Origin of the sequence: Luteibacter aegosomatissinici (assembly GCF_023078495.1) — a bacterium.
In the GTDB taxonomy this organism is placed as follows: domain Bacteria; phylum Pseudomonadota; class Gammaproteobacteria; order Xanthomonadales; family Rhodanobacteraceae; genus Luteibacter; species Luteibacter aegosomatissinici.
Genome location: NZ_CP095742.1, coordinates 2,428,310 through 2,449,554, shown reverse-complemented (window position 1 = coordinate 2,449,554; position 21,245 = coordinate 2,428,310). Strand labels below are relative to the sequence as shown.

Genomic DNA, 21,245 nt, shown 5'->3' with positions numbered 1-21,245 from the left:
GCTTCACTCGGCTGGAACCTGCCCGGTGCAAGAATGGGGCAGGTTCCGGGGAGCCGGCACAGTGGAACTCATTGAACGCGATTACGCGCTGCAACGCCTGCACGATGCCGCTGGGCGGGCAGGGCAAGGCTCCGGCCTCACCGTGCTGGTCAGCGGCGAGGCGGGCATCGGCAAGACCGCGCTGGTCCGCCGGCTGGTACGGGACCGCGCGGTCGATGGCGACCGGGTGCTGTGGGGTAGCTGCGAAGCGCTGTTTTCCCCGCGGCCGCTCGGGCCCATCTACGACATGGCCAGTGCGTTCGATCCCGAGGTACAAGGCATGCTCGGCGTGGATGGGCACCGTGCGCGGCTTTTTAGTGCCGTGCTTGCCGACCTGCAGCAATCGCCACGCACCACGCTGCTGATCCTGGAAGACCTGCACTGGGCTGATACCGCCACGCTGGACCTGGTGAAGTACCTGGCGCGGCGCATCGCCCCGCTGCGCGCGATGCTCCTGCTTACCTACCGTGACGATGAAGTCGGTGACAAGCATCCGCTGCAGCTGGTGTTTGGCGACCTGCCTGCCGATGCGGCGATCCGGCTTCCCTTGCTGCCGCTTTCGGAAGAGGGTGTGGCGAGCATGGCCATGCAATGCGGTTATCCCGTCGAGGGCATTTTTGCCGCGACCGGTGGCAACCCCTTCTTCGTCACCGAGGTGCTGCGTGCCGACGGCGTCCCCGCCAGTGTGCGCGATGCCGTGCTGGGCCGCGCCGCACGGCAGACGCCCGCCGTGCGTGCGTTGCTGGATCTGGTTGCCATCGTGCCTGCGCGTATTGACGTGGCCACGGTGGATGCGGTGCTCACGCCCATGGCAGAGGACATTTCCGCCGCACTTGCCTCGGGCCTGCTCACGCTCACCGATGGCTGGTATGCATATCGCCATGAACTCGCGCGCATTGCCATGGAAAAGGCGCTTTCAGTACCACATGCCACCTTGCTGCACGAAAACATGCTCGCGCACCTGGAGGCCGAAGGCAGTGGCGTGCCGCTCGCCCGGCTGGTGCACCACGCCGCCGGCGCGCACGATACGGACGCCGTGCTGCGCTACGTCCCCGCTGCCGCGATGGAAGCGATCTCACACGGATCGCATTGCGAGGCAGCGAAGCTCTACGGCGTGGCCCTGGCGCACGCGGCCGGCATCTCACCGCGCGAGCAGGCGGTGCTGCTCGGCCAGCGTTCCTATCAGTGCTACCTCACGGATCAGGCGGATGAAGCACTGGCCGCAAGCCTGCGCGCATTGACCCTGTGGCGCGAGCTGGGCGACCTCACACAGGAAGGGCGGACCCTGCGGTGGCTATCGCGATTGCACTGGTTTGCCGGACGCAATCGCGAGGCGGAGGCGCACGCGGACCAGGCCATCGCCTTGCTCGAACCCCTCGCCGAGGACAGCGAATTCGCCTGGGCGCTGAGCAACCGTTCGCAACTGGACATGCTGGCCGGGCGTACTGGCGAAGCCATCGCGTGGGGCACTCGCGCTATCGAACTGGCGAAGCGCATCGGCGACACCGAGGTGCTGTGTCACGCGATGAACAACGTAGGCGCGGCCATGTACGCACGCGGCGAGGCGGAAGGGCGCACGCTGCTCGAAGAGAGCCTGAGCCTCGCGTTGGAACACGGCTATGGCGAACATGTCGCCCGCGCGTACGCGAACCTGACCAGCACCGAGGTCATTGCGCGTGACTTCGCGCTCGCCATGCGCACCATCGAGGAGGCCAACCTGTACTTCGCCGACCGCGACCTGGATGCCTGGGCGAACTACATCCTGGTGTGGAAGGCCCGCGTCGATTTTGAGCAAGGCCGCTGGGACGATGCCGCCCGGCTGGCCAGCCAGATGATCGTGCGCGATGCCGTGGCGCCGGTGACGCGGATCCCTGCCATGGCTGTGCTGGCCCGCATCCGCTTGCGTCGCGGCGATTCAGGCGCAGATACGCTGATCGACGAAGCGAGCGAACTCGCCAGCTGCACCGGAGAGCTGCAACGGCTGGCTCCAGTGGCAGCCGCACGGGCCGAAGCGGCATGGCTGCGCGGCGACACCTCGTTGCAGGATCCGTGGGTAAGGCAAACCTGCGAGATGGCCGGTGATCTGGGTGATCGCCGCGAACTGGGCGAAGTCACCTTCTGGTGTTCAAAGCTGGGCGAGGGGCCGGGCGCGTACCAGGACGACGAAGATCCCTACACGATGCAGGCCAGCGGCGACTGGCAGCATGCCGCAGCGGCATGGGAGCAGCTGGGTTGTCCCTATATGCGTGCCGTGGCCCTGTGGGATGGCGGCGAGGGTGACAAGCTGGCCGCCCTCGCGATCTTCGAAGGCCTGGGCGCCGCGGCCACCGTCAAACTATGTCGCCAGCAATTGCGCCAGGCCGGTGTGCGCGGCGTCACGCGTGGGCCAAGAGCGACGACGGTGGCTAACCCTGCCGGCCTCACCACGCGCGAACTCCACGTGATGACCCTGTTGGCCCAGGGCCTTTCGAACGCCGAAATTGCCCAGCGCATTGTCCGTTCCGAGAAGACCGTGGAGCATCACATTTCGGCCATCCTGCGCAAACTGGATGTCTGCTCGCGTGGTGAAGCGGTGGCGGCGGCAGGACGGTTGGGGCTGGTGGGCTCGAACTAGGTCGTATGGCCCTGTTCACGGCGACCCGAGCGGCTACTATGCGGGCACGCAACTGCCGTGAGGGGCTGAAGCCATGGCGTCAACGTTCACCGTTTCCGTACCACGCCTCCAGACCGAGCGCTTCCTGCTGCGCGAGTACCGCCCCGAGGATTTCGAAGCCTTCGCCGCGCACCTCTCCGATCCGGAGAGCATGACCCACCTCAATGTTTCCGACCGTAAGCTGGCTTGGCGGGTCTTTGGGTCGCACGCCGGCCTGTGGCTGTTGGGCGGTGCGGGCTGGTGGGCTATAGAACGGAAGGACACCGGCGAGCTGGTTGGCAACGTGGGTGCGTTTTTCCGCGATGGCATGCCGGGCATGGAGCTCGGCTGGAACACGTACCGCACCTTCTGGGGTCAAGGCGTGGCGCCTGAAGCCGCCGCGGCCGTGCTTGCGTACGCGTTCGATGTCCGCCGCGAACCGAGGGTGCATGCGTTAATCAATGCTGACAACCGCGCCTCGATTCGCGTCGCGGAGCGCCTCGGCCTGCGCTACCACGCCGATACCGAATTGAATGGCAAGATGACGGGCAAGTACACGCGTGAGACGGAGACATCTCCACTCCACGGAGGTGCGCCATGACGCGCTACGAGAGTCTCAAGCTCTTTTTTCGGATCTATGTCGATACCGAACTTGATCTCGGTGGATTGCCCGACGAACATCGGCCAATGTACGTCTTGGCCGAAATGGAGAAGAAGGCCCCGGCGCGTGCGCGCGAAGGTCTACGCATAGCGCTGGGCGATGTCATGGAAGACCTCGAGCATGCGTCGCCGGACCAGCTCGCGAGACTATCGGTGCGGCTCGCGGCTGAAGGCGCGCCAAGTATTGCGGCCGTTCGCGCCATGATGTCGAAGAAAGTAGCTGCCGTGCTCAAGCGCGGTGTGATCGCGAATGAAACCGAGTTCTATCTGCTGAGGAACGTGCTTGAAGCCCCCGGCATACCGGATGACGAGCGCGGCAAGATCGCCGACATGCTGGATCAATTCGAATTCGCTCCCAGGTAACGCCGCCCTCGCGCGCTGCAACAGAATTCGCGCGATCCGATCAACACGATCGACGGGCGAGCAACGGAATAGCGATCGCCCAGGCCGCGGCGAGCCAGGCGATGTAGATCACAGGTTCCACGTCGAAGTGGACGGCTTGCCAACCATGTGCGGCCGCAAGGTAAGCGAGCGGGCCACCTACGGCGCCGAGCAGTGCGCCGAGCCATGGCGCACCCTGTACGAACTGGAGCGAGCGGCTGATGGTCGTGGAGAAGCACGCCCACAGGGCTAGTATCCACAGTGGAGCCCCACCGGGAGGAAGCGCGGGCCAGGGCGTGGCGTACTGCCACCAGCCGAGCAGGGAAGGGACGCCGTCAACGAATGTGCCCAGTACGAGGGCGACAATCAGCCGGCGCAAGTCGCTCAGGCGTTCGCTTCCGCACGCAATCTGTATGGCGATAAACAGGACGGCCGCTGTAATAGCAAGGCCGGTGGTGCCCCTGGCAGCGCCTATCACCAGCGCAAACCATAGCGCCTGGTAGCCGACGAAGTTAAGCGTGCGCATCCACATGGCAGGGTTCCTTTCGTACATCTGATCTAGATGTACGAAGAACAACGCGAAATGGATGCATGCCGAATGCCCGGCCTCGGACGAACGCTCAGCCTAACTGCTGAAGCGCTTCGTCATACGCCACGTTGATCTCCGAAGCCCGGCGCTCGGCCAGGTCGCGGAATTCCTTGCCCAGGTTCGCTACGCGGTCGGGGTGGTGTTCTCGGATAAGGCGGCGGTAGGCATCCACGATCTGTTCGCGACTGGCGTCAGGCGCCACGTTCAACACTTCATGCCACGGGCGTTTCACGGAGGCTGGCGGCACGCGTGGCGCGTCCGCGGTCTCCCTGGAGTCCACCAGCATGGCTGCAGTGAATTTGTACCCAATGAACAAGGCCAGGGCGATGACGACGATATCGGTGAGGCTCATGCCAGGGCGCCTTCAAGCTGCCGGGAGTACGCCTGGAGCTGGGCATGCCGCTCGCTCCCCAGGTCTTCGAGGTCCAACTGGTGACGAATGCGCGTCTGGATCGCGCGGGTAAGCCGCACGCGTTCCGGTGCTTCAAGCAAGGCGTGCGCCACGGACACCAGATCAAAACGATCGCCCGCACGCGAGCCAAGCTTGCGGACGACGTTCAGCGAATATGGCGCACACAACAGGGCATCGGACGTGATGCCTGCGGCATCCTTGCGGCTGAGGCCGATGACACGGCGCACGCGCCACAGGCGCAGCACGGTCGAAGGGATGGCGACGTACAGCGCCGCCATCCACGCCAACAGCACGGGAATAGGGCTGTACACCGCAGCGGGCATCACGGCGAACAAGCAAGCCACAAGCATGACAGGCCACGCGCACGCGGCTCCACCCACTCGCCAGGCACGCAGGCCGCGCAGAGGCGCCGGCGGCAGCAGGGATTGATGCGAGGTCCAGCGCAGCCGCAACACCCGTCGCGTAGGGGCAAGCATGGATGGCAGGAAGACATGGCGCCCCGCCAGTTGGAAATCAGAACCCACCGAGAACGACCAACGCCCACCACGCCCCTCGTGGAAAACGACTTCATTGTGATAAAGCAGCAGCACGGCGTCGTAGACATACATGACGACGACACCGGCCAGCAGCCACCAGGCGTGGGGGAGCATCGGGGCGATCAGGCCTTGTTGCGGGTGAAGAGGCGCTTGAAGAACGTGCCAACGGCGGCAAGGCCGACCAGCACCAGCTTCCAGCCAGCCGCCAGCGCACTGAGGATCACCGCGAAGAAGCCCTTCTTTGCCGCCACGGCCGCTGCACCACCGACGATCAGCGCACCGAGGCCATACTCCGCCACGCGATCGCCCGACTGGAAATCGGTGTACGACTGGCCGGGATTGAAGGCAAAGCCGTGGATGGCGCCCTTGAAGTCACCGATCGCGGTATTCAACTGCGCCGGATCGGCCACGAGCACGACGCTCATCACGCCGCTGCGGCCCAGCAGGCGCGCGTTGTAATTCACCACGTCCTCGTGTGACTTGTCGTTACGCGCGACAAACGCCCAGGTCAGCGACTTGAATGTCGAATCGTACTGCGGCTTCGACTGCCACCCCGTCAGGGTCAGCGTGTCCCAGCCGTTCTTGCGGCGCTCCACGTTGCTTTCCTCGGTGCCTTCCTTCACCGACTTCAGCAGGTCGTCCGCATCCAGCTTCTCGTCGTCTTTTACATAGCCGACATCGTCGTAATCGAAGTAGGCCACCCAATCCATGCTTTCCGGGGCAAGCGTGTAGGTTTCGGCATCGCCCGGCGGGTTGTGCATGATCAGGTCGAGGCGGCGGGTGCCGTCCGGGCCGAGGAAGGCGTAGCCGGCCGGCACATCCAGCGCGGCGTGCGAACCCAGCTGCACCTTGGTCGGGCCGACTTGCCACGGCAAATCATTGACCCCCTCGGCATGCGACGCGGCGGCAACGAACGAGAGCGCGACCAGGGTCGCGAGGCGGCGGGCGAAATTCTGCATGGTGATCTTCCTGAGCGTGCGCAGCAACGCGCGAATACGGCTCGCCATGGGCGAACCCCTTGTCCGTACGGAAGCCGTAAGTCCCCTGACACGGCACGAAAATTCTGAATGGATAGGGACGGGGCGTCAAGAATGGCGGAGCTGGCCTTGGGGTGGGAAAACAGGTCGACCGGGCTATGGCGCCGGGGTGCCCCCGGGATTAGGCTCTGGCTTCCGTGTCCATGGGCCGCGTGCCCGAAGGAAGGCAAGCCATGAAATCCACGTTCCTGGCCGCGGCGCTTGCCGCCGTTCTTTCCACCGGCGCCCTGGCTGCGAGCCCGCCGCCTGCCGACGCGGCCATCGCTGCCGCCGTCGCCAATACCCACCGGCCCGCCAAGGACACCGACCAGGACGCCATTCGTCATCCGGCGGAGCTGGTGGCGTTCTCCAAGGTGAAATCCGGCGACACGGTCATGGATGTGTGGCCCGGCGGCGGCTATTGGAGCCGGCTGTTCTCACCCATCGTGGGTGCCAAGGGCAAGGTCTACGCTTACGTTCCCGCCGAGATCGCGGAGTTCAAGAGCGACCCGGTGGCCACGGCGAAGGCCATCGGCACCGAACCCGGTTACGGCAACGTCAAGGGCATTTCCGATCCGCTCGCGCAGCAACCACCCGCGAACATGTTCAACACGTTCGATGTGATCTGGACATTCGAGAACTACCACGACCTGCACGACACCTTCATGAAGGGTGCGAGCGTCGATGGCTTCAACCAGGCCGTATTCAAGCTGCTCAAGCCCGGCGGTTATTACGTGATCGTAGATCACGCCGCAACGAAGGGGAGCGGGCTGGCGAACACCGAAGACCTGCACCGCATCGATCCCGCCACGGTGAAGGCCGAGGTGGAGAAGGCCGGCTTTGTCCTTGATCAGGAATCGTCGGTACTCGCCAATGCGGCCGACGATCATTCGCTGAAAGTGTTCGATCCAGCGATCAAGGGCAACACCGATCGCTTCATGCTGCGCTTCAAGAAGCCGGTGAGTGCGAAGTAGCTAAGGACGTAAGCAGAAGCTGCGCACCATCCGTCAGGGAGTACACTGGGCTGCGGCGTGCCTTCGGCCGCCGCAGCGTTTTCAGGCCGTACGGCGCCGACTCACTTCGGCGTCAGATGGAACAAGCCGCCCGGCTGCGCGTCCTGCAGCAGCCACAACGAACCATCCGGCGCTTCTTCGATGTCGCGCACGCGCATGTTGAGCGTCCAGCGCTGTGCGGGCGTCGCGCCACCCTTGCCGTCGAACGTGATACGGGTGATGCCCATGCTGACCAGGCCACTGATCAAGGCGCTGCCCTTCCAGTGCGGGAACAGGTTGCCCTTGTAGAACATGAGATTGCCCGGCGCGATCACCGGCACCCAGTAGATCACTGGCTTGACCAGATCCGGGCGCGTGTCGGGGCTGGGGATCGGCACGCCGTCGTAGTTCATGCCGTACGAAACCAGCGGCCAGCCGTAGTTCTTGCCGCGCTGGATCAGGTTAAGTTCGTCGCCACCACGCGGGCCATGCTCCACTTCCCACAGGCGGCCGTCCGGGCCGAAGGCCAGGCCGTACGGTGTGCGGTGGCCGATACTCCACGTTTCCGCAGGCGCCAGGTTGGGGCCAGGGAAGGTGTAGGTGCTGACCACCGGTGCCGTCTTGGCCTCTTCGGTGTTCTTCGCAGGATCAATCAGCGGCACGGTGTGTGCACCTTCCTTGCCGGCAAACGGGTTGCCCGGCGCGGGTTTCCCGTCGAGCGTCAGGCGCACGATCTTGCCCAGCGTCTGGCCGGGATCCTGGGCCGGCGTGAAGCGCTGGCGATCACCCACGGTGAGGAAGAGATACTTGCCGTCCGGTGAAAACGCGATCTGGGCGCCGGCCTGGCCACCCTTGCCGGTGGGCAACTGGCGCCAGATAACGTCCAGGCCATCGAGCTTGGCCTGGTTCCCGTCCAACACCAGCTTGGCCCTTGCCAGGGCAAGGCCACCACCGTAATCCCCGGGCGCGACGTACGTGAGGTACACGTTGTGGTCGGTGGCGTAGTGCGGCGACAGGAACACCCCGAGCATGCCGTTCTGGCCACCGAAATCGACCGGCGGTACCCCTTGCACTTCCGTCTTCACGCCTTGCGGAGTCACCAGCTGCAGGCGTCCCACCTTTTCAGTCACCAGCATGCGCCCATCGGGGAGGAACGCAATGCGCCAGGGCAGCTCCAGGTCGGCCACCTTCGTCATGGTGAAGGGCAGGTCGGGATCGACCTTCTGGTCGCCCGCATTGGTCTGGGCGTGGGCGGCGCTCGTAAGCAGGGCGGCAAGCACGGCCGCAATCACCAGCTTCTTCATCGGCATGTTTCCTTGGGGCAGGGCACCGCAGGCCATCCTAGTGGCCCGAATGCGATGCAGGTGTGACATTCGGGGATGTAGCGCGCGCAGACATTATCTCGTCGATCCACGGAGCGTATGCGCCCACGCGCACGTTATAGACGATCAGGCCGTAGTGCCCGCCGTCGCGCAGCCGACCATCGGGGTACTTCTTCCACGACGCAAGGCCGGCAAGTTCCCGTTTGCCATGGCTATCCAGGATCAACGGGCCACCGCTGTCGCCGTTACCAATCGTGCCCTCCAGGGGCAGCGCAGCCGGTGGTGCGCGGAACGTATACCAGAGCCAGTGCGCATTCGCGCCGCTGACGACGTTATATGCATGGCGCAATTCGGTGCGATGCGGGGCATCAGCGGATTCGCCGTCCGCGCCGTTACCGGTAGCGCCTTTGCCCACGATTTCCACCGTCTTTTCTTGCAGGTCATCACCTCGATACAAAGGCATCGGTGTGACATCGCTGGCGGGCGTTGCCAGTTCGATCAAGGCAATGTCATTCGACTCCGCGAGAAACGCATGAATTTTCGATGCGTCGCCCGATGCCAGCGCCTGCTTGCCAAGTGCCTCGGGCAGGGTCTGATAGCCCGGATACTTGATGACGGCAACCACTTTGCGTGCCTTGCCGTTGAGATACACCTCGCTGATCGAGGCTTGCCACGAGACCGCATGGGCTGCCGTCACCACCCAGGTGGGAGCAATGAGGACGCCATGGCCTTCGCCGGGCAGGTCGACCAGCGCCGGCACCGCCGTCGCGGGAATGCGGTAGTTCGCATCATTGATATCGGCACGAATAACGACCGCACTGGCGGATGTCGACACGACGAGGAGAAGCAGGGCGCATCCTTTCACGAGCACACTCCAGGGTGGGGAGGGTTGATGACCGTGGCGCGCCAGCCTGCAGGGCCCGATCTACAGCCATTGACCCTACGCATTTGTGCGTGACCGCCGCAAGACCCATTCGGCCTGGGTGGCAACTAATGCCGGCCCTCGGGCTCGGGGACATACAACGTACACAGCCCGGCGATAAGCAGGCTGGCCCCGCCCATGCCAAGGGCCCAGATCGGCTGGTTGTGGAAGCACAGACGCAGCAGGGGGCCGAGAACACTGGCGGCGAGCACCTGCGGAATGACGATGAAGAAATTGAAGATGCCCATGTACACGCCCAGTTTCGCCGTCGGCAGCTTGTCCGAGAGCAGGGCATAAGGCAGTGACAGGATGGATGCCCAGGCGAAGCCGACGCCGACCATCGAGGCGAGCAGCCAGTGGGGATCGCGGATGACAAGGAACGACAACAGGCCCGCGCCGCCAAGCCACAGGCTGATCAGGTGGCTGATGCGCAGCCCCCAGCGACGCACCATCAAGGGAATGACCACCGCCGCCAGTGCGCCGAAGCCGTTATACGCGGCAAACAAGACGCCGACCCAGTTGGCACCGTCGTTATAGAGGGCCGAGCCTGTGTCATCAGTCCCGTATATCGCGTGCGTTACGCCTGCGGTGGTGTAGATCCACATCGCGAACAACGCGAACCACGAGAACAACTGCACGCCCGCCAGTCGTCGCATCGAGAGGGGCATGCCATACACATCGCCCATGATCTGGCGAAGCACCCCGTGGCTGCGTGTGCGGGCCAGCCAGGTAAGCAGCAGGCCAAATCCGACCAGGCCGCCGGCGAGCAGGTAAACCTCGCGCTCCAGCGCGAAATGCCTGATGGCGAACCATACGGCCGCACCCGCCAGTAACAGCACCATGCCAGGCCGTCCTGCCCCCGATACATCCGCCGGCTGACTCTCGGGCACGTTATCGGTGAATGATCGCAGCTGCGCAGGCGTGTATTCCCGCGTGGAAAGGATCGTCCAGAGCACAGCGCCGAGCAGGATCGCGCCGCCGATATAGAACGCGTACTTCACCGTATCCGGAACGCTTCCCTCGGCGGCGGTATTACTGATACCGAAGTGCGCAAGGGCCCACGGCAGCATGGACGCGATGACCGCACCCGCGCCGATGAAAAAGCTCTGCATGGCATAACCCGTCGGTCGCTGCCTGGTGGGCATCTGGTCGCCCACCAGTGCGCGGAAGGGCTCCATCGAGACATTGATCGACGCATCCAGGATCCACAGCAAGCCCGCCGCCATCCACAAGGCCGGCGCATTCGGCATCCACAGCAGCGCGAGCGAAGCAAACACTGCCCCAAACAGGAAATACGGCCGGCGCCGGCCCAGGCGATTCCACGTGCGATCGGAGTAGTGGCCGATGATCGGCTGCACGATCAACCCGGTAAGCGGTGCGGCGATCCACAGGGCGGGGATGTCATTGAGGTTCGCACCCAGCGTCTGGAAGATGCGGCTGACGCTCGAGTTCTGTAGCGCGAGGCCGAACTGGAGCCCAAGGAACCCGAAGCACATGTTCCATATCTGCCAGAACGAAAGCGCGGCCTTCTCTTTCGCCGCGACCGGACCATGCGGCAGGCGATGCCGTGCCACCACGCCACGCCCGCGCGCAGGGCTGGGCGTGCGCAACCGGTCTGCGCTTTGGGTGATCCGGGCCATTCATCCCTCCTCGAAACACCCTTATGTCATGGCCCGGCCCATCTCGCATGCTGCGAGTGCAGCATCTGCGGCCAGGGCCGCGCTTGTAAAGCGACGGGCTCTGGCGGCATAGTCATTCGACAGTGTGATGCCAGTGGAGAATTCATGCGGGTACGTCTCGAAGATGTGGCGCGCAAGGCGGGCGTATCGCCCAAGACGGTGTCACGCGTGCTCAACGACGAGGCCAACGTCACCGATGCCACGCGCGAGCGCGTGCGTGCCGCCATGGAGGCGATGGATTACCGCCCGAATCCCTCGGCCCGCAGCCTGGCGGGCAATCGCTCGTTTCTCGTCGCGATGCTTTACGACAACAACGACAACCCGGCCTCGACCTACCTGGCCGAGATCCAGGATGGCGTCCTCGAAGCCTGCGACGCGCACCGCTACAGCATGATGGTGCGCCCGCTACGCATGCGCGACAGCGACTTCATTCGCCGCCTGGATGTGTTGATCTCCGACCACCACCCTGATGGTGTGGTATTGACACCGCCGATTACCGACTACGCGCCGCTGTTGAAGCGCCTGCGCGAGTGCAACGTGCCCTATGCCAGCGTATCGCCGGTACGCCGCGGCAAAGCCCTTGGCGTCACGATGGATGAGCAGCGCGCGGCGCGTGCGATCGTGGAACACCTGGTTGAGCTGGGCCACCGACGGATCGCCCACGTGATTGGCATCGCAAACCACGGCGCAAGCCGCTGGCGCCTGGAGGGTTACCGCGAGGCCATGGCGGCCGCCGGCCTGGCAGAGGATCCGGCACTGGTGGTGCAGGGCGCCTTCACCTTCGCCTCGGGTGTCGAGGCCGCAAGGCAGTTGTTCTCCCTGCGTAAGCGTCCTACCGCCGTATTTGCCGCCAACGACGACATGGCCACAGGCGTCATGTGGGCGGCGGGCGAGTTCGGCCTGAAGGTGCCGCACGATGTCTCCGTATGCGGCTTCGACGACACGCCGCTGTCGCGCCAGTTGTGGCCAGCCCTCACCACGATCCAGCAGCCCAGCCGCGAGATGGGCAAGATCGCGGCTGAGCAGCTGCTCAGCGAGCTGCGCAGCCATGGCACCGGCAAGCTGGTGCAGATCCCGTTTTCCCTGCAGGTTCGCGGCTCAACAACCACCGCTCCCTGATGCCGTCGCTTCGCCCTGGATGGCGCAGGCGGTCATGCTGCATAGCAAATTGACAGCGCTGTCATTCCTGTCACGATGCAGCCCGACAAGCGTACCGCCGGTGCGCGAGCAGGGAGCTTTATCGTGCCGTTGCCGCAGCCGCTGAGCCTGTTTTCGCGAAGCCTTTCCATGGCGCTCTCCTGCGCCGGCGCCTTGCTGATGGCGGCCCCCGCCATGGCATCCGACCCGACGGCCGTCCATCCGGAACAGTGGCCGACGGGCGGTTCGCCGCTGTCGACGGACCCCGCGCTCGAAGCCAGGGTCAGCGCTTTGCTGGCGAAGATGTCGGTGGAAGACAAGGTCGGCCAGATGATCCAGGCCGACATCAAGTACGTGACCCCGGATGACGTGCGCGAATACCGGCTGGGTTCCGTGCTGGCCGGTGGCAATTCCAAGCCGCCCGAGCAGCCGTTCCCCGTGGCTACGCAGTGGCAGGCGCTGTCCGATGCGTTCTACCGCGCATCCATGGATACCTCGAGCGGCCGCCTCGCCATTCCGGTGCTGTTCGGCATCGATGCCGTGCACGGCCACAACAACCTGGTCGGCAGCACACTGTTCCCGCAGAACGTAGGGCTTGGTGCCACGCGCGATCCGCAGCTGCTCCACGAGATCGGTGAGGTCACCGCGCAGGAGCTGCGTGCCAGCGGTATCAGCTGGACCTTCGCCCCGACGCTCACCGTGCCGCAGGATGTGCGCTGGGGGCGTTCCTACGAGGGTTACTCGCAGAATCCGGCCGTCGTCGCACAGTACGCCGCAGCCGTGATCGGGGGCCTGGAAGGGAAGCCGGGCACCCCCCGGTTTCTCGATAGCGGACACGTCATAGCCACAGCCAAGCACTTCCTCGGCGATGGCGGTACCCACGACGGCAAGGACCAGGGCGACGCCCGCATCAGCGAAGCCGTGCTCCGCGATGTGCACGGCGCAGGCTACCCGCCCGCGATCAAGGCGGGCGTGCAGGTGGTGATGGTCTCGTTCTCCAGCTGGAACGGGGTCAAGATGGCTGGCAACAAAGGCCTGATCACCGGCGTGCTGAAGGAGCGCATGGGCTTCGACGGCATCGTGCTGGGTGACTGGAACGCCCATGGCCAGGTGCCCGGCTGCACCAACGAGAGCTGCGCCGCGGCGTACAACGCCGGCCTGGACATGCTCGAGGCGCCGGATTCGTGGAAGGGCCTGTACAAGAACACGCTCGCCCAGGTGAAGGCCGGCGTCATTCCGATGAGTCGCGTGAACGATGCGGTGACCCGCATTCTCCGGGTGAAAATGCGTCTGGGCATGTTCGAAGCCGGCTTGCCATCGGCGAACCCTCTCGCGGCAAAGTCAGCCGAAATTGTTGGCAGCGCTGCGCACCGGGAGGTAGCCCGCCGGGCTGTACGCGAGTCGCTGGTGCTGCTGAAGAACGACAAGGCCGTGCTGCCGATCGATCCGCGCAAGCACATCCTGGTGGCCGGCGATGGTGCGGACAACATCTCCAAGCAGAACGGTGGCTGGACGCTCACGTGGCAGGGCACCGGTCTGACCAATGCGAACTTCCCCGGTGCCACGTCCATCTGGGCCGGCCTGAAGGCGCAGGTCGAAGCCGCCGGCGGTAGCGCTGAACTCTCGGTGGAAGGTGACTTCAAGCAGAAGCCCGATGTGGCCATCGTCGTGTTCGGCGAGGATCCCTACGCCGAATTCCAGGGCGATCTGCCGAACCTGGCCTACCGCCCGGGCAATGACCAGGACCTCGAGCTGCTTCGCAAGCTGCGCGGGCAGGGCGTGCCCGTGGTGGCCGTGTTCCTGACCGGCCGCCCGCTGTGGATGAACCGCGAAATCAACGCCGCCGATGCCTTCGTGGTGGCGTGGCTGCCGGGCAGCGAAGGCGCGGGCATTGCCGATGTGCTGCTGCGTACCCGCGACGGCCACGTGGCGCACGATTTCCACGGCAAACTGGCTTACACATGGCCGCGTAACGCATTGCAGATTCCTGGCGCCATCGCGCCGGGTGATCACCCACAGTTCGCGTATGGGTTCGGCCTGACCTATGCCGACCGCAAGGCCACCGGCAGGCTGCCGGAGGATCCGGGGCTTGTGCTGAGCTCGGCACAAGCTGGCGTCTACTTCACCCGGGGCAAGCCGGCACAGGATTTCGCCGTGCGTCTGACCGGCGCCAATGGCGCGAGCGCGAACATGCTGGCTGCGCCTGCCAACACGGCCGACGGCAGCCTGCGCGTCGCCGCGCTCGACTACAAGGCACAGGAGGATGCGCGCAGCGTGACCTGGTCCGGCGGTGGATCGGGCGCCGCGAGCGTTACGCTGGTGGCACCTGCAGCGCTCGATATCGATCGCGAGACCAATGGCGATGTCTTGCTGGTCACCACCTTGAAGGTCGATACCGTGTCGGCCGGCGATACATCGATGGTTGGCATCGGCTGTGGCACCGGCTGCGATGGCTGGGTGCCCGTCGGCGAGCAGCTCGCCGCCTTGCCAAAGGGTCAATGGCTTCGCGTCGGCATTCCGTTGAAGTGCTTCCGCGACGCCGGTGCAAACATGAGCAAGGTCGATCGGCCGTTCGAATGGGCCAGCCGTTCCGCAAGCCAGGTGTCCATCACCAATGTGTCGCTGGGTACGGTGGCGGATCGCACGCTGGCGTGCCCGGTCCATAAAGACAAGCCGTGACCGCGGGACCACGGCCCGGCATGGGCCGTGGCGGCGGCCTGGGCAGGTTAGGCGCTTAGATGTCTAACTGCTTTGCACCAATATCAGGTGATCGAAGGGCTCGCGATGCACTACAGGGCCCCTGTTGCAAAGGTTTTTAAACGCCCCGACCGCTTGCTGCCATGCGGCAAGCATTCCCGGCAAGGGAGTTCTAATATCCAGTAATGACAGCGCTGTCATTACTGGATGGATAGCGCACCGGGGGCTTGGGGAAGTCGTGTCATGGCCGTTGCGCTCAACGGACCACACAGATCCGAACGAACGAGGGAGAGCCAGATGAATCTGCGTCACAAGTTGATGTACGTCGCCATGTCACTCGCCTTTGCCCCGGGTACGCTGCTCGCAGCGGACCAGGATACGACGGCACAGAATCCGCCCGCCAAGGCCGGGGACGCCGCGGACAAGAAAGTCCAGAACCTGGATGCCATTTCGGTCTCCGCGACCAAGCGCGATACGCCGCTGCAGAAGACGCCTGTGGCGGTGTCGGCGATCGCCGTCGATACGCTCGATCGCGAACGCGTGATGACCGTTCAGGACCTGACCAAGCTCGTGCCGGGCCTGCAGGGTACCTCGCAGGGTGACCATGGTGTCGTGACGCTCACGCTGCGCGGCATCGGCAATGACAGCGCCAAGACAGAATACGCCGATCCCGAAGTCGCCACGTTTGTCGATGGTGTCTATGCGCCGCGCGCTGAAGCCGCTTCGGGCCTGCTGCTGGACATGGATGGCGTGGAAGTACTGCGCGGCCCGCAGGGCACGCTGTGGGGCCGCAACTCCACCGCTGGTGCCATCAGCCTGCAGACCGCCAAGCCGGACATCGGCGGCGGCTTCTATGGCAACGCCCAGGTCGGTGCGGGCAATTACCACCAGTTCGGTTCGCGCGCCGCATTCAACCTGCCGATCAGCGATACCTTCGCCATGCGCGTGGCCGTGGTGCATGAGCAGCACGATGGCTATGTGGATTACCAGAAGCCCTCGGGCCAGCTGCCCAGCCTCGCTGCACAGCAGGCGGCATATCTCGCTTCGCCGGCCTCGGGTGGCACGCTGGCCGGCTTCAAGCCGATCGATCCGGGCCAGTACGTGCAGGGCGGTGACAAGTACAACTCGCAGGACCAGTCCGCCGCGCGCGTGAGCGCCCTGTGGCAGCCCAGCGATACGTTCAAGTGGAACATTTCGTACGAGTACTTCATCGATCGCGGCACACCCAGCATGAGCCTCATGCAGACCCCGCGCGACGGCCAGAAATTCTGGTCCGCGCTGATCGATACCGCGCCGTACCTGCACCGCACGTCCAACACGGTGCGTAGCCGCATGGACTGGAACATCAACGATGGCATGCAGCTCAGCTACATCGCGGGCTACAACCATTACTCCGGCCAAAGCGACTTCGACCAGGATGTGGGCGTCAGCGTGCCCACCAGCTTCACCACCAACGGCGTGTACCAGGACGACCGCACCAACAGCTCCACGTACACGAACTGGAGCCAGGAGATCAACCTGAAGTCCACCGGGCCACAGACCGTGGACTGGATCCTCGGTGCGTACTACGGCTACGAAGACAACAGCATCCGCTTCGATATTCCCATCATGAACGGCACGCGCTACGGCACGGTGAGCTGGCAGGGTTCCTTTATCCAGCCGAAGGAGACCGTGGAATCGTATGCGCTGTTCGGCCAGGCCACCTGGCACCTCAGCGACCACTGGCGCCTGACCGGTGGTGCGCGCTGGTCGCACGATGACAAGGAAAACAAGGGCGGCATCAACTGGGGTTGGGCGTACGATCCCGCTGTACCGCAGGTTCCGATCTCGCCGGATGTGTACCCGGATCCGTCGAATGGCTTCAGCATCTCGCAGCGCAACTCGGCCAAGTACAGCAAGGGCAAGCCGACCTGGCTCGTGCGCCTGGATACCGATGCCGGTGAGAACGGCCTGCTCTATGCCAGCGTTTCCACCGGCTACAAGTCGGGTGGCACGCAGGATGCCGGCACGCTGTACAAGCCGGAGACGCTGACCAATTACGAAGTCGGTAGCAAGTTCACCTTCCTCGATGGCCACCTGACCTGGAACTCGGCCGTCTATTACGAAGACTTCAAGAACTTCCAGCTCTCCGCGCCCATCGTCTACCCGGATGGCAATCATGGCCTGGGCTTCTCGAACGTAGGCGGCACGACGAAGGTGTTCGGTATCGAATCCGAGCTCGCGTACCAGCAGAAGGGCGACCGCGTTAACCTGATCTTCTCGGCCATCCCGAAAAAGGAGCTCGGCAAGTTGCAGTACGCCGGTTCCAACGACTACCAGGGCCTGCCGGCATGCCCGCCGGAATCCAACCTGGCCAACTGCGCGGATGTCACCGGCAACGACCTGCCGCACGCGCCGAACTTCTCGCTCACCGCTATTTACGAGCACGATTTCCAGCTCGGCAACGGCGGCCGGCTCACGCCGCGCGTGAGTGCGCAGTACCAGAGCGCGCAGTGGCTGAGCTACTTCAACCTGGGCTCGGGCGACCGGCAGAAGGCGTACACCCGCGGCGACCTGGCCCTGCGCTACAGCGAGCCGGGCGACAAGTGGTGGATCAACGGCTACGTGCAGAACGTCTCCAACGGAAAGATCCGCACCAGTGCCGGGCGCTTCCTGATGTCCGACGGCTCGTTGCAGTACGTGTCGCAGTACCTGGCGCCGCGCACCTACGGCGTGCAGCTGGGCCTGTGGCTCTGACGTGATGTGGGGCGGCGCCCATGCTGTACACGCCGCCCAGGGTTTGCCGTTCTATCGGCGGCGCTGGCAGAGCGTCGCCACCTCTCCCCGTGAATGGCGCTTTTTGCCGGGTCCGCGTGGGCCGGCCCGGCAGTTCTTTCTTCCCATCGTGTAGCACCCGCAGGAATACGCCATGGCGCGCCTGAAGAAAGTGTTGGTTGTGGGCGGCGGTACCGCCGGCTGGCTGGCCGCGTGCTATCTCGCCAAGGCCGTGAATGCGGTGGATCCGCAGAGCGTGCAGGTGCATCTGGTTGAGTCACCGGATATCGGCTTGCTTGGGGTAGGGGAGGCCACGTTTCCTTCCATTCGCGGCACGCTGGCGGCGATTGGCCTCGATGAGCGTCGCTTCCTCGTGGGTGCCACCGCGACGTACAAGCAAGGCATTCATTACCGCCACTGGGTGCGTCCGCCGGGTACGCCGGGTGCTTCGCACTTCTTCCACCCGTTCAACCCGCCCAGCCAGCGCCCCGGCGGCCCGGAGCTGTTGCCGTACTGGCTGTTGGGTGCGGCGCCGCCGGGCATGTCATTTGCCGAGGCGGTATCGATGCAGACGACGCTGGTCGAGCACTCGCGTGCCCCGAAGCGTGCCCGCGATGCGGAATACCAAGGGCCGATGAACCACGCCTTCCACTTCGACGCCGCCTGCTTCGCCCGTGTGCTTGCCGAGCATGGCCAGGAGACGCTTGGCGTAGTTAGGCACGTGGCGACGGTGGAACGCACAGAGCTTGACGAGCACGGCGCCATCGCGCGCGTGGTCACGAAGGAGGAGGGCGACCTCACCGCTGATCTGTACGTGGACTGCACCGGCCTGCGTAGCCTGCTGATCGGCAACGTCATGCAATCACCGTTCCGCAGCCGCGCGGATGTGCTGTTCTCCGATCGTGCCGTGGCCATGCAAGTGCCCTACGAGGCAGCCGATACACCCATTCCTTCGTACACCATCTCCACGGCGCAGGAGGCGGGTTGGATATGGGATATCGGCTTACAGAAGCGGCGTGGCGTCGGGTACGTGTACTCGTCGCGGCATACCGATACCGACCGTGCCGAAGCCGTCTTCCGCCAGTACCTTGGAAAGGCCGGTGCGGACGCGAAAGCCCTGCACATCAAGTTCGAAACCGGTTACCGCCCCGAGCACTGGCGCAAGAACTGCGTCGGCGTCGGCCTGGCCGGTGGCTTCGTCGAGCCCCTCGAGTCGACCGGCATCGCGCTGATCGAACTGGCAACGTACCTGCTGACCCATCTGCTGCCGGGCGACACCGACGACATGGAAGGCGCAGCGAAGCATTTCAACGAGATGATGGTGGCGCGTTACGACCGCATCATCGACTTCATCAAGATGCACTATTGCTTGAGCCAGCGACGTGATTCGGCGTTCTGGGCAGATAACTGCGACCCGGCCAGCATTCCGGCATCCCTGCAGGACAAGCTGGCGAAGTGGAAGCGCCGACCGCCACACCGGCTGGATTTCGTTACGGACTTTGAAATGTTCATGCCGTCCAGCTGGCAATACGTGTTGTATGGGATGGAATTTAAGACGGACCTGGAGCCGATGCGGAGCGCGTATCCGCATATGGAGGCGGCGCGGCTGGAGTTTGCGATGATCCAGCAGGCGGCGGCGAGGGCACTGGGGGATCTGCCGGATCATCGGGAGCTGGTTGAACAGCTATGTGGCGAGCATGCGAGCAGGCTGACCTCCATTAAGAGTAGGGCCGTCGCGACCTCTTAGAGCCTCTCGCTAGCGGAAAGCTAGGCGGCATAGACCCTTCGACCAATCGCGCCCCGGCCGGGGCGGCGCCAGAATAGGCCGCCTTCCACCTGAGTGCGACTGATGCGCACCGTATTGATGTGCCACGCCGAGGATGCGTTCGACCGTGAGGGCCTTGCGGCCTGGCTGGCGTCGTTTTCGGATCTGGCCGGCCTGGTCGTTATCGAAGAGACCGGGACGCAGAAGCAGGCGCGCGTGCGGCGTGAGTTGCAGCGCGTCGGGCCGTTACGGTTCCTGGATGTGCTGGCGATGCGGTTCTACTACCGTTTTCGGCTGGCGGCCGCCGATCACGCCTGGATGGAGGCCAGCCTGGCGGGCCTTCGCGCCCGGTTTGGCGAGGTGCCGGCTGTACCTGAGCTGCGGGTTTCCAGCGCCAACGCCCCGGAAGTCGCCGAGTTCCTGACTGGTTGCAAGCCCGATGTGATGATCGCCCGCAGCAAGCAGCTTCTGTCGAAGCGGATCTTCCGCATCCCGAAGCAAGGGTGCCTGGTCATGCACCCGGGCATCTGCCCCGAATACCGCAATGCCCATGGCTGCTTCTGGGCCCTGGCCGAGCGTGACCTCGACAAAGTAGGGCTCACCCTGCTGCGGATCGATACCGGCGTGGACACCGGGCCGGTCCATGGCTATTTCACCTATGCCTTCGACGAGGCCAACGAATCCCACATCCGCATCCAGTACCGCATGGTGCTGGAGAACCTGGATGCCCTGGCCCAGCGGATAAGGGACATCGCCGCCGGCACCGCCAAGCCATTGGATGTGACGGGCCGGCCAAGCGGTGTATGGGGCCAGCCTTGGCTGAGCCGTTACCTGCGCTGGAAGCGGGCCGCGCTCGATAAGCAACCGGTTGCGGCCGCCGAATGAGCCTCGCGACCCTCATGTACCACGACGTGGTGGCTGCCGGCCGCTGGGACGACAGCGGTTTTCCCGGTAGCGCGGCGGCGCACTACAAGCTCGATACCGCGAACTTCCTCGCCCACCTGGATGCGCTGCGTGCTGCGGGGACCGTATTTGCTGAGCCGGATGCCGTGGCTGGCGGCGCCTTCGACGGCTGCCTGCTCACGTACGATGATGGCGGCGCGAGCGCGTCTGCTGCCGGCGAGGCCATGCTCCAGCGAGGCGTTCGCGGCTGCTTCTTCATCACCACGTCCCGCATTGGCACCACCGGGTTTGTGAGTGCCCAAGATCTCCGCGCGCTGCGACAGGATGGCCACCTGATCGGCAGCCATTCGCATACCCACCCGGCGAACATCTCGCAGCTCGATTCGAAAGCGCTGCATGATGAATGGCGGCGCAGCGTGGATACCCTCGAACAGATCCTCGGTGAACGCGTACACACCGCGTCCGTACCGGGCGGCTTCATGTCCATGGATGTTCTGCGCGCGGCCGAGGTAGCCGGGATATGCACCTTGTTTACCTCGGAACCCACCACGCGTGACCAGCACAGCGGCACCTGTGCCGTGCTGGGCCGCTACGCGCTGTTGCGGGAATCGTCGCCTGCGATGGCCGTGGCGCTTGCGAGCGGCGAGGGTGGGGCGCGCCTGAAGCAGTGGGCGGCGTGGAACGTCAAGAAGCCGCTTAAGCGCTGGGCGGGGCCGGTGTATCGCTTTGCGCGTGCGAGGCTGCTGCACGAGCGCATACAGGCCTGACGCCGGGTCGCGCCCGCCTCACAGCGAGCGCGACCGGCAAAT

At 64.6% G+C, this 21,245-nt stretch carries 17 protein-coding genes; 10 read left to right on the top strand and 7 right to left on the bottom strand.

Annotated features, from left to right (window positions below):
• Nucleotides 1-61 precede the first annotated feature (61 nt).
• From L2Y97_RS11000 to L2Y97_RS10990, 3 genes are all read left to right on the top strand, one after another.
• On the top strand, nucleotides 62-2,653 hold the full coding sequence (locus tag L2Y97_RS11000; protein WP_247436579.1) for an ATP-binding protein: 2,592 nt from the start codon (nucleotides 62-64) through the stop codon (nucleotides 2,651-2,653).
• Between the two features lie 73 nt (nucleotides 2,654-2,726).
• Nucleotides 2,727-3,272 (top strand): GNAT family N-acetyltransferase, encoded by a 546-nt coding sequence (locus L2Y97_RS10995; protein ID WP_247436577.1) that lies wholly within the window; start codon nucleotides 2,727-2,729, stop codon nucleotides 3,270-3,272.
• Nucleotides 3,269-3,694: a hypothetical protein gene (locus L2Y97_RS10990; protein WP_247436575.1), complete on the top strand. Its 426-nt coding sequence runs from the start codon at nucleotides 3,269-3,271 to the stop codon at nucleotides 3,692-3,694. Before L2Y97_RS10995 ends, L2Y97_RS10990 begins: the two co-directional genes overlap by 4 nt.
• Before the next feature lie 40 nt (nucleotides 3,695-3,734).
• Here L2Y97_RS10990 and L2Y97_RS10985 read toward each other — a convergent pair whose 3' ends face one another.
• The 4 genes from L2Y97_RS10985 to L2Y97_RS10970 form a co-directional block, all read right to left on the bottom strand.
• Nucleotides 3,735-4,244, bottom strand: a complete 510-nt coding sequence (locus L2Y97_RS10985) for a DUF2878 domain-containing protein (protein WP_247436573.1) — start codon at nucleotides 4,242-4,244, stop codon at nucleotides 3,735-3,737.
• A gap of 88 nt (nucleotides 4,245-4,332) precedes the next feature.
• Complete coding sequence (locus L2Y97_RS10980) at nucleotides 4,333-4,653, bottom strand: J domain-containing protein (RefSeq protein ID WP_247436570.1); 321 nt, start codon at nucleotides 4,651-4,653, stop codon at nucleotides 4,333-4,335.
• Nucleotides 4,650-5,363 (bottom strand): hypothetical protein, encoded by a 714-nt coding sequence (locus L2Y97_RS10975; RefSeq protein ID WP_247436568.1) that lies wholly within the window; start codon nucleotides 5,361-5,363, stop codon nucleotides 4,650-4,652. The genes L2Y97_RS10980 and L2Y97_RS10975 overlap by 4 nt, the downstream gene beginning before the upstream one ends.
• Nucleotides 5,364-5,371: 8 nt before the next feature.
• Nucleotides 5,372-6,256 carry a DUF2167 domain-containing protein gene (locus L2Y97_RS10970; protein ID WP_247436565.1) on the bottom strand — a complete coding sequence of 295 codons (885 nt, stop codon included), beginning with the start codon at nucleotides 6,254-6,256 and terminating at the stop codon, nucleotides 5,372-5,374.
• Between the two features lie 203 nt (nucleotides 6,257-6,459).
• Between L2Y97_RS10970 and L2Y97_RS10965 the strand changes: the two genes are divergently transcribed.
• Entirely contained in the window at nucleotides 6,460-7,239 is a 780-nt protein-coding gene (locus L2Y97_RS10965; RefSeq protein ID WP_247436563.1) for a class I SAM-dependent methyltransferase, read from the top strand.
• Between the two features lie 101 nt (nucleotides 7,240-7,340).
• Here L2Y97_RS10965 and L2Y97_RS10960 read toward each other — a convergent pair whose 3' ends face one another.
• The 3 genes from L2Y97_RS10960 to L2Y97_RS10950 all read right to left on the bottom strand — a co-directional run bounded on the left by L2Y97_RS10960 (nucleotide 7,341) and on the right by L2Y97_RS10950 (nucleotide 10,997).
• Nucleotides 7,341-8,561: a PQQ-dependent sugar dehydrogenase gene (locus L2Y97_RS10960; RefSeq protein WP_247436560.1), complete on the bottom strand. Its 1,221-nt coding sequence runs from the start codon at nucleotides 8,559-8,561 to the stop codon at nucleotides 7,341-7,343.
• A 37-nt stretch (nucleotides 8,562-8,598) separates the two neighbouring features.
• Nucleotides 8,599-9,444, bottom strand: a complete 846-nt coding sequence (locus tag L2Y97_RS10955) for a S1 family peptidase (protein WP_247436557.1) — start codon at nucleotides 9,442-9,444, stop codon at nucleotides 8,599-8,601.
• A gap of 125 nt (nucleotides 9,445-9,569) precedes the next feature.
• The gene (locus tag L2Y97_RS10950; protein ID WP_247436764.1) at nucleotides 9,570-10,997 is read right to left on the bottom strand and encodes an MFS transporter; all 1,428 of its coding nucleotides are present in this window, start codon (nucleotides 10,995-10,997) and stop codon (nucleotides 9,570-9,572) included.
• A 288-nt stretch (nucleotides 10,998-11,285) separates the two neighbouring features.
• On the opposite strand from L2Y97_RS10950, the gene L2Y97_RS10945 reads away from it, so the two are divergent.
• From L2Y97_RS10945 to L2Y97_RS10920, 6 genes are all read left to right on the top strand, one after another.
• The gene (locus L2Y97_RS10945; RefSeq protein ID WP_247436555.1) at nucleotides 11,286-12,299 is read left to right on the top strand and encodes a LacI family DNA-binding transcriptional regulator; all 1,014 of its coding nucleotides are present in this window, start codon (nucleotides 11,286-11,288) and stop codon (nucleotides 12,297-12,299) included.
• Between the two features lie 168 nt (nucleotides 12,300-12,467).
• The gene (locus L2Y97_RS10940) at nucleotides 12,468-14,996 is read left to right on the top strand and encodes a glycoside hydrolase family 3 protein (protein WP_425492855.1); all 2,529 of its coding nucleotides are present in this window, start codon (nucleotides 12,468-12,470) and stop codon (nucleotides 14,994-14,996) included.
• A gap of 315 nt (nucleotides 14,997-15,311) precedes the next feature.
• Nucleotides 15,312-17,750 (top strand): TonB-dependent receptor, encoded by a 2,439-nt coding sequence (locus L2Y97_RS10935; RefSeq protein WP_247436553.1) that lies wholly within the window; start codon nucleotides 15,312-15,314, stop codon nucleotides 17,748-17,750.
• Nucleotides 17,751-17,922: 172 nt separating this feature from the next.
• A complete protein-coding gene (locus L2Y97_RS10930) occupies nucleotides 17,923-19,515 on the top strand; it encodes a tryptophan halogenase family protein (protein ID WP_247436550.1) in 1,593 nt (530 codons plus the stop codon).
• 102 nt (nucleotides 19,516-19,617) lie between these two features.
• On the top strand, nucleotides 19,618-20,418 hold the full coding sequence (locus L2Y97_RS10925) for a formyltransferase family protein (protein WP_247436547.1): 801 nt from the start codon (nucleotides 19,618-19,620) through the stop codon (nucleotides 20,416-20,418).
• Entirely contained in the window at nucleotides 20,415-21,203 is a 789-nt protein-coding gene (locus tag L2Y97_RS10920) for a polysaccharide deacetylase family protein (protein WP_247436544.1), read from the top strand. Before L2Y97_RS10925 ends, L2Y97_RS10920 begins: the two co-directional genes overlap by 4 nt.
• Nucleotides 21,204-21,245: the final 42 nt, after the last annotated feature.

Excerpts from the sequence above, each read along its gene's own strand:
- L2Y97_RS10950 (WP_247436764.1), bottom strand. The coding sequence starts at position 10,997 with ATGTGCTTCGGGTTCCTTGGGCTCCAGTTCGGCCTCGCGCTACAGAAC.
- L2Y97_RS10995 (WP_247436577.1), top strand. The coding sequence starts at position 2,727 with ATGGCGTCAACGTTCACCGTTTCCGTACCACGCCTCCAGACCGAGCGC.
- L2Y97_RS10985 (WP_247436573.1), bottom strand. The coding sequence starts at position 4,244 with ATGTGGATGCGCACGCTTAACTTCGTCGGCTACCAGGCGCTATGGTTT.
- L2Y97_RS10975 (WP_247436568.1), bottom strand. The coding sequence starts at position 5,363 with ATGCTCCCCCACGCCTGGTGGCTGCTGGCCGGTGTCGTCGTCATGTAT.
- L2Y97_RS10935 (WP_247436553.1), top strand. The coding sequence starts at position 15,312 with ATGAATCTGCGTCACAAGTTGATGTACGTCGCCATGTCACTCGCCTTT.
- L2Y97_RS10970 (WP_247436565.1), bottom strand. The coding sequence starts at position 6,256 with ATGGCGAGCCGTATTCGCGCGTTGCTGCGCACGCTCAGGAAGATCACC.
- L2Y97_RS10940 (WP_425492855.1), top strand. The coding sequence starts at position 12,468 with ATGGCGCTCTCCTGCGCCGGCGCCTTGCTGATGGCGGCCCCCGCCATG.
- L2Y97_RS10920 (WP_247436544.1), top strand. The coding sequence starts at position 20,415 with ATGAGCCTCGCGACCCTCATGTACCACGACGTGGTGGCTGCCGGCCGC.
- L2Y97_RS10990 (WP_247436575.1), top strand. The coding sequence starts at position 3,269 with ATGACGCGCTACGAGAGTCTCAAGCTCTTTTTTCGGATCTATGTCGAT.
- L2Y97_RS10945 (WP_247436555.1), top strand. The coding sequence starts at position 11,286 with ATGCGGGTACGTCTCGAAGATGTGGCGCGCAAGGCGGGCGTATCGCCC.
- L2Y97_RS10965 (WP_247436563.1), top strand. The coding sequence starts at position 6,460 with ATGAAATCCACGTTCCTGGCCGCGGCGCTTGCCGCCGTTCTTTCCACC.
- L2Y97_RS10925 (WP_247436547.1), top strand. The coding sequence starts at position 19,618 with ATGCGCACCGTATTGATGTGCCACGCCGAGGATGCGTTCGACCGTGAG.
- L2Y97_RS10980 (WP_247436570.1), bottom strand. The coding sequence starts at position 4,653 with ATGAGCCTCACCGATATCGTCGTCATCGCCCTGGCCTTGTTCATTGGG.
- L2Y97_RS10930 (WP_247436550.1), top strand. The coding sequence starts at position 17,923 with ATGGCGCGCCTGAAGAAAGTGTTGGTTGTGGGCGGCGGTACCGCCGGC.
- L2Y97_RS10960 (WP_247436560.1), bottom strand. The coding sequence starts at position 8,561 with ATGAAGAAGCTGGTGATTGCGGCCGTGCTTGCCGCCCTGCTTACGAGC.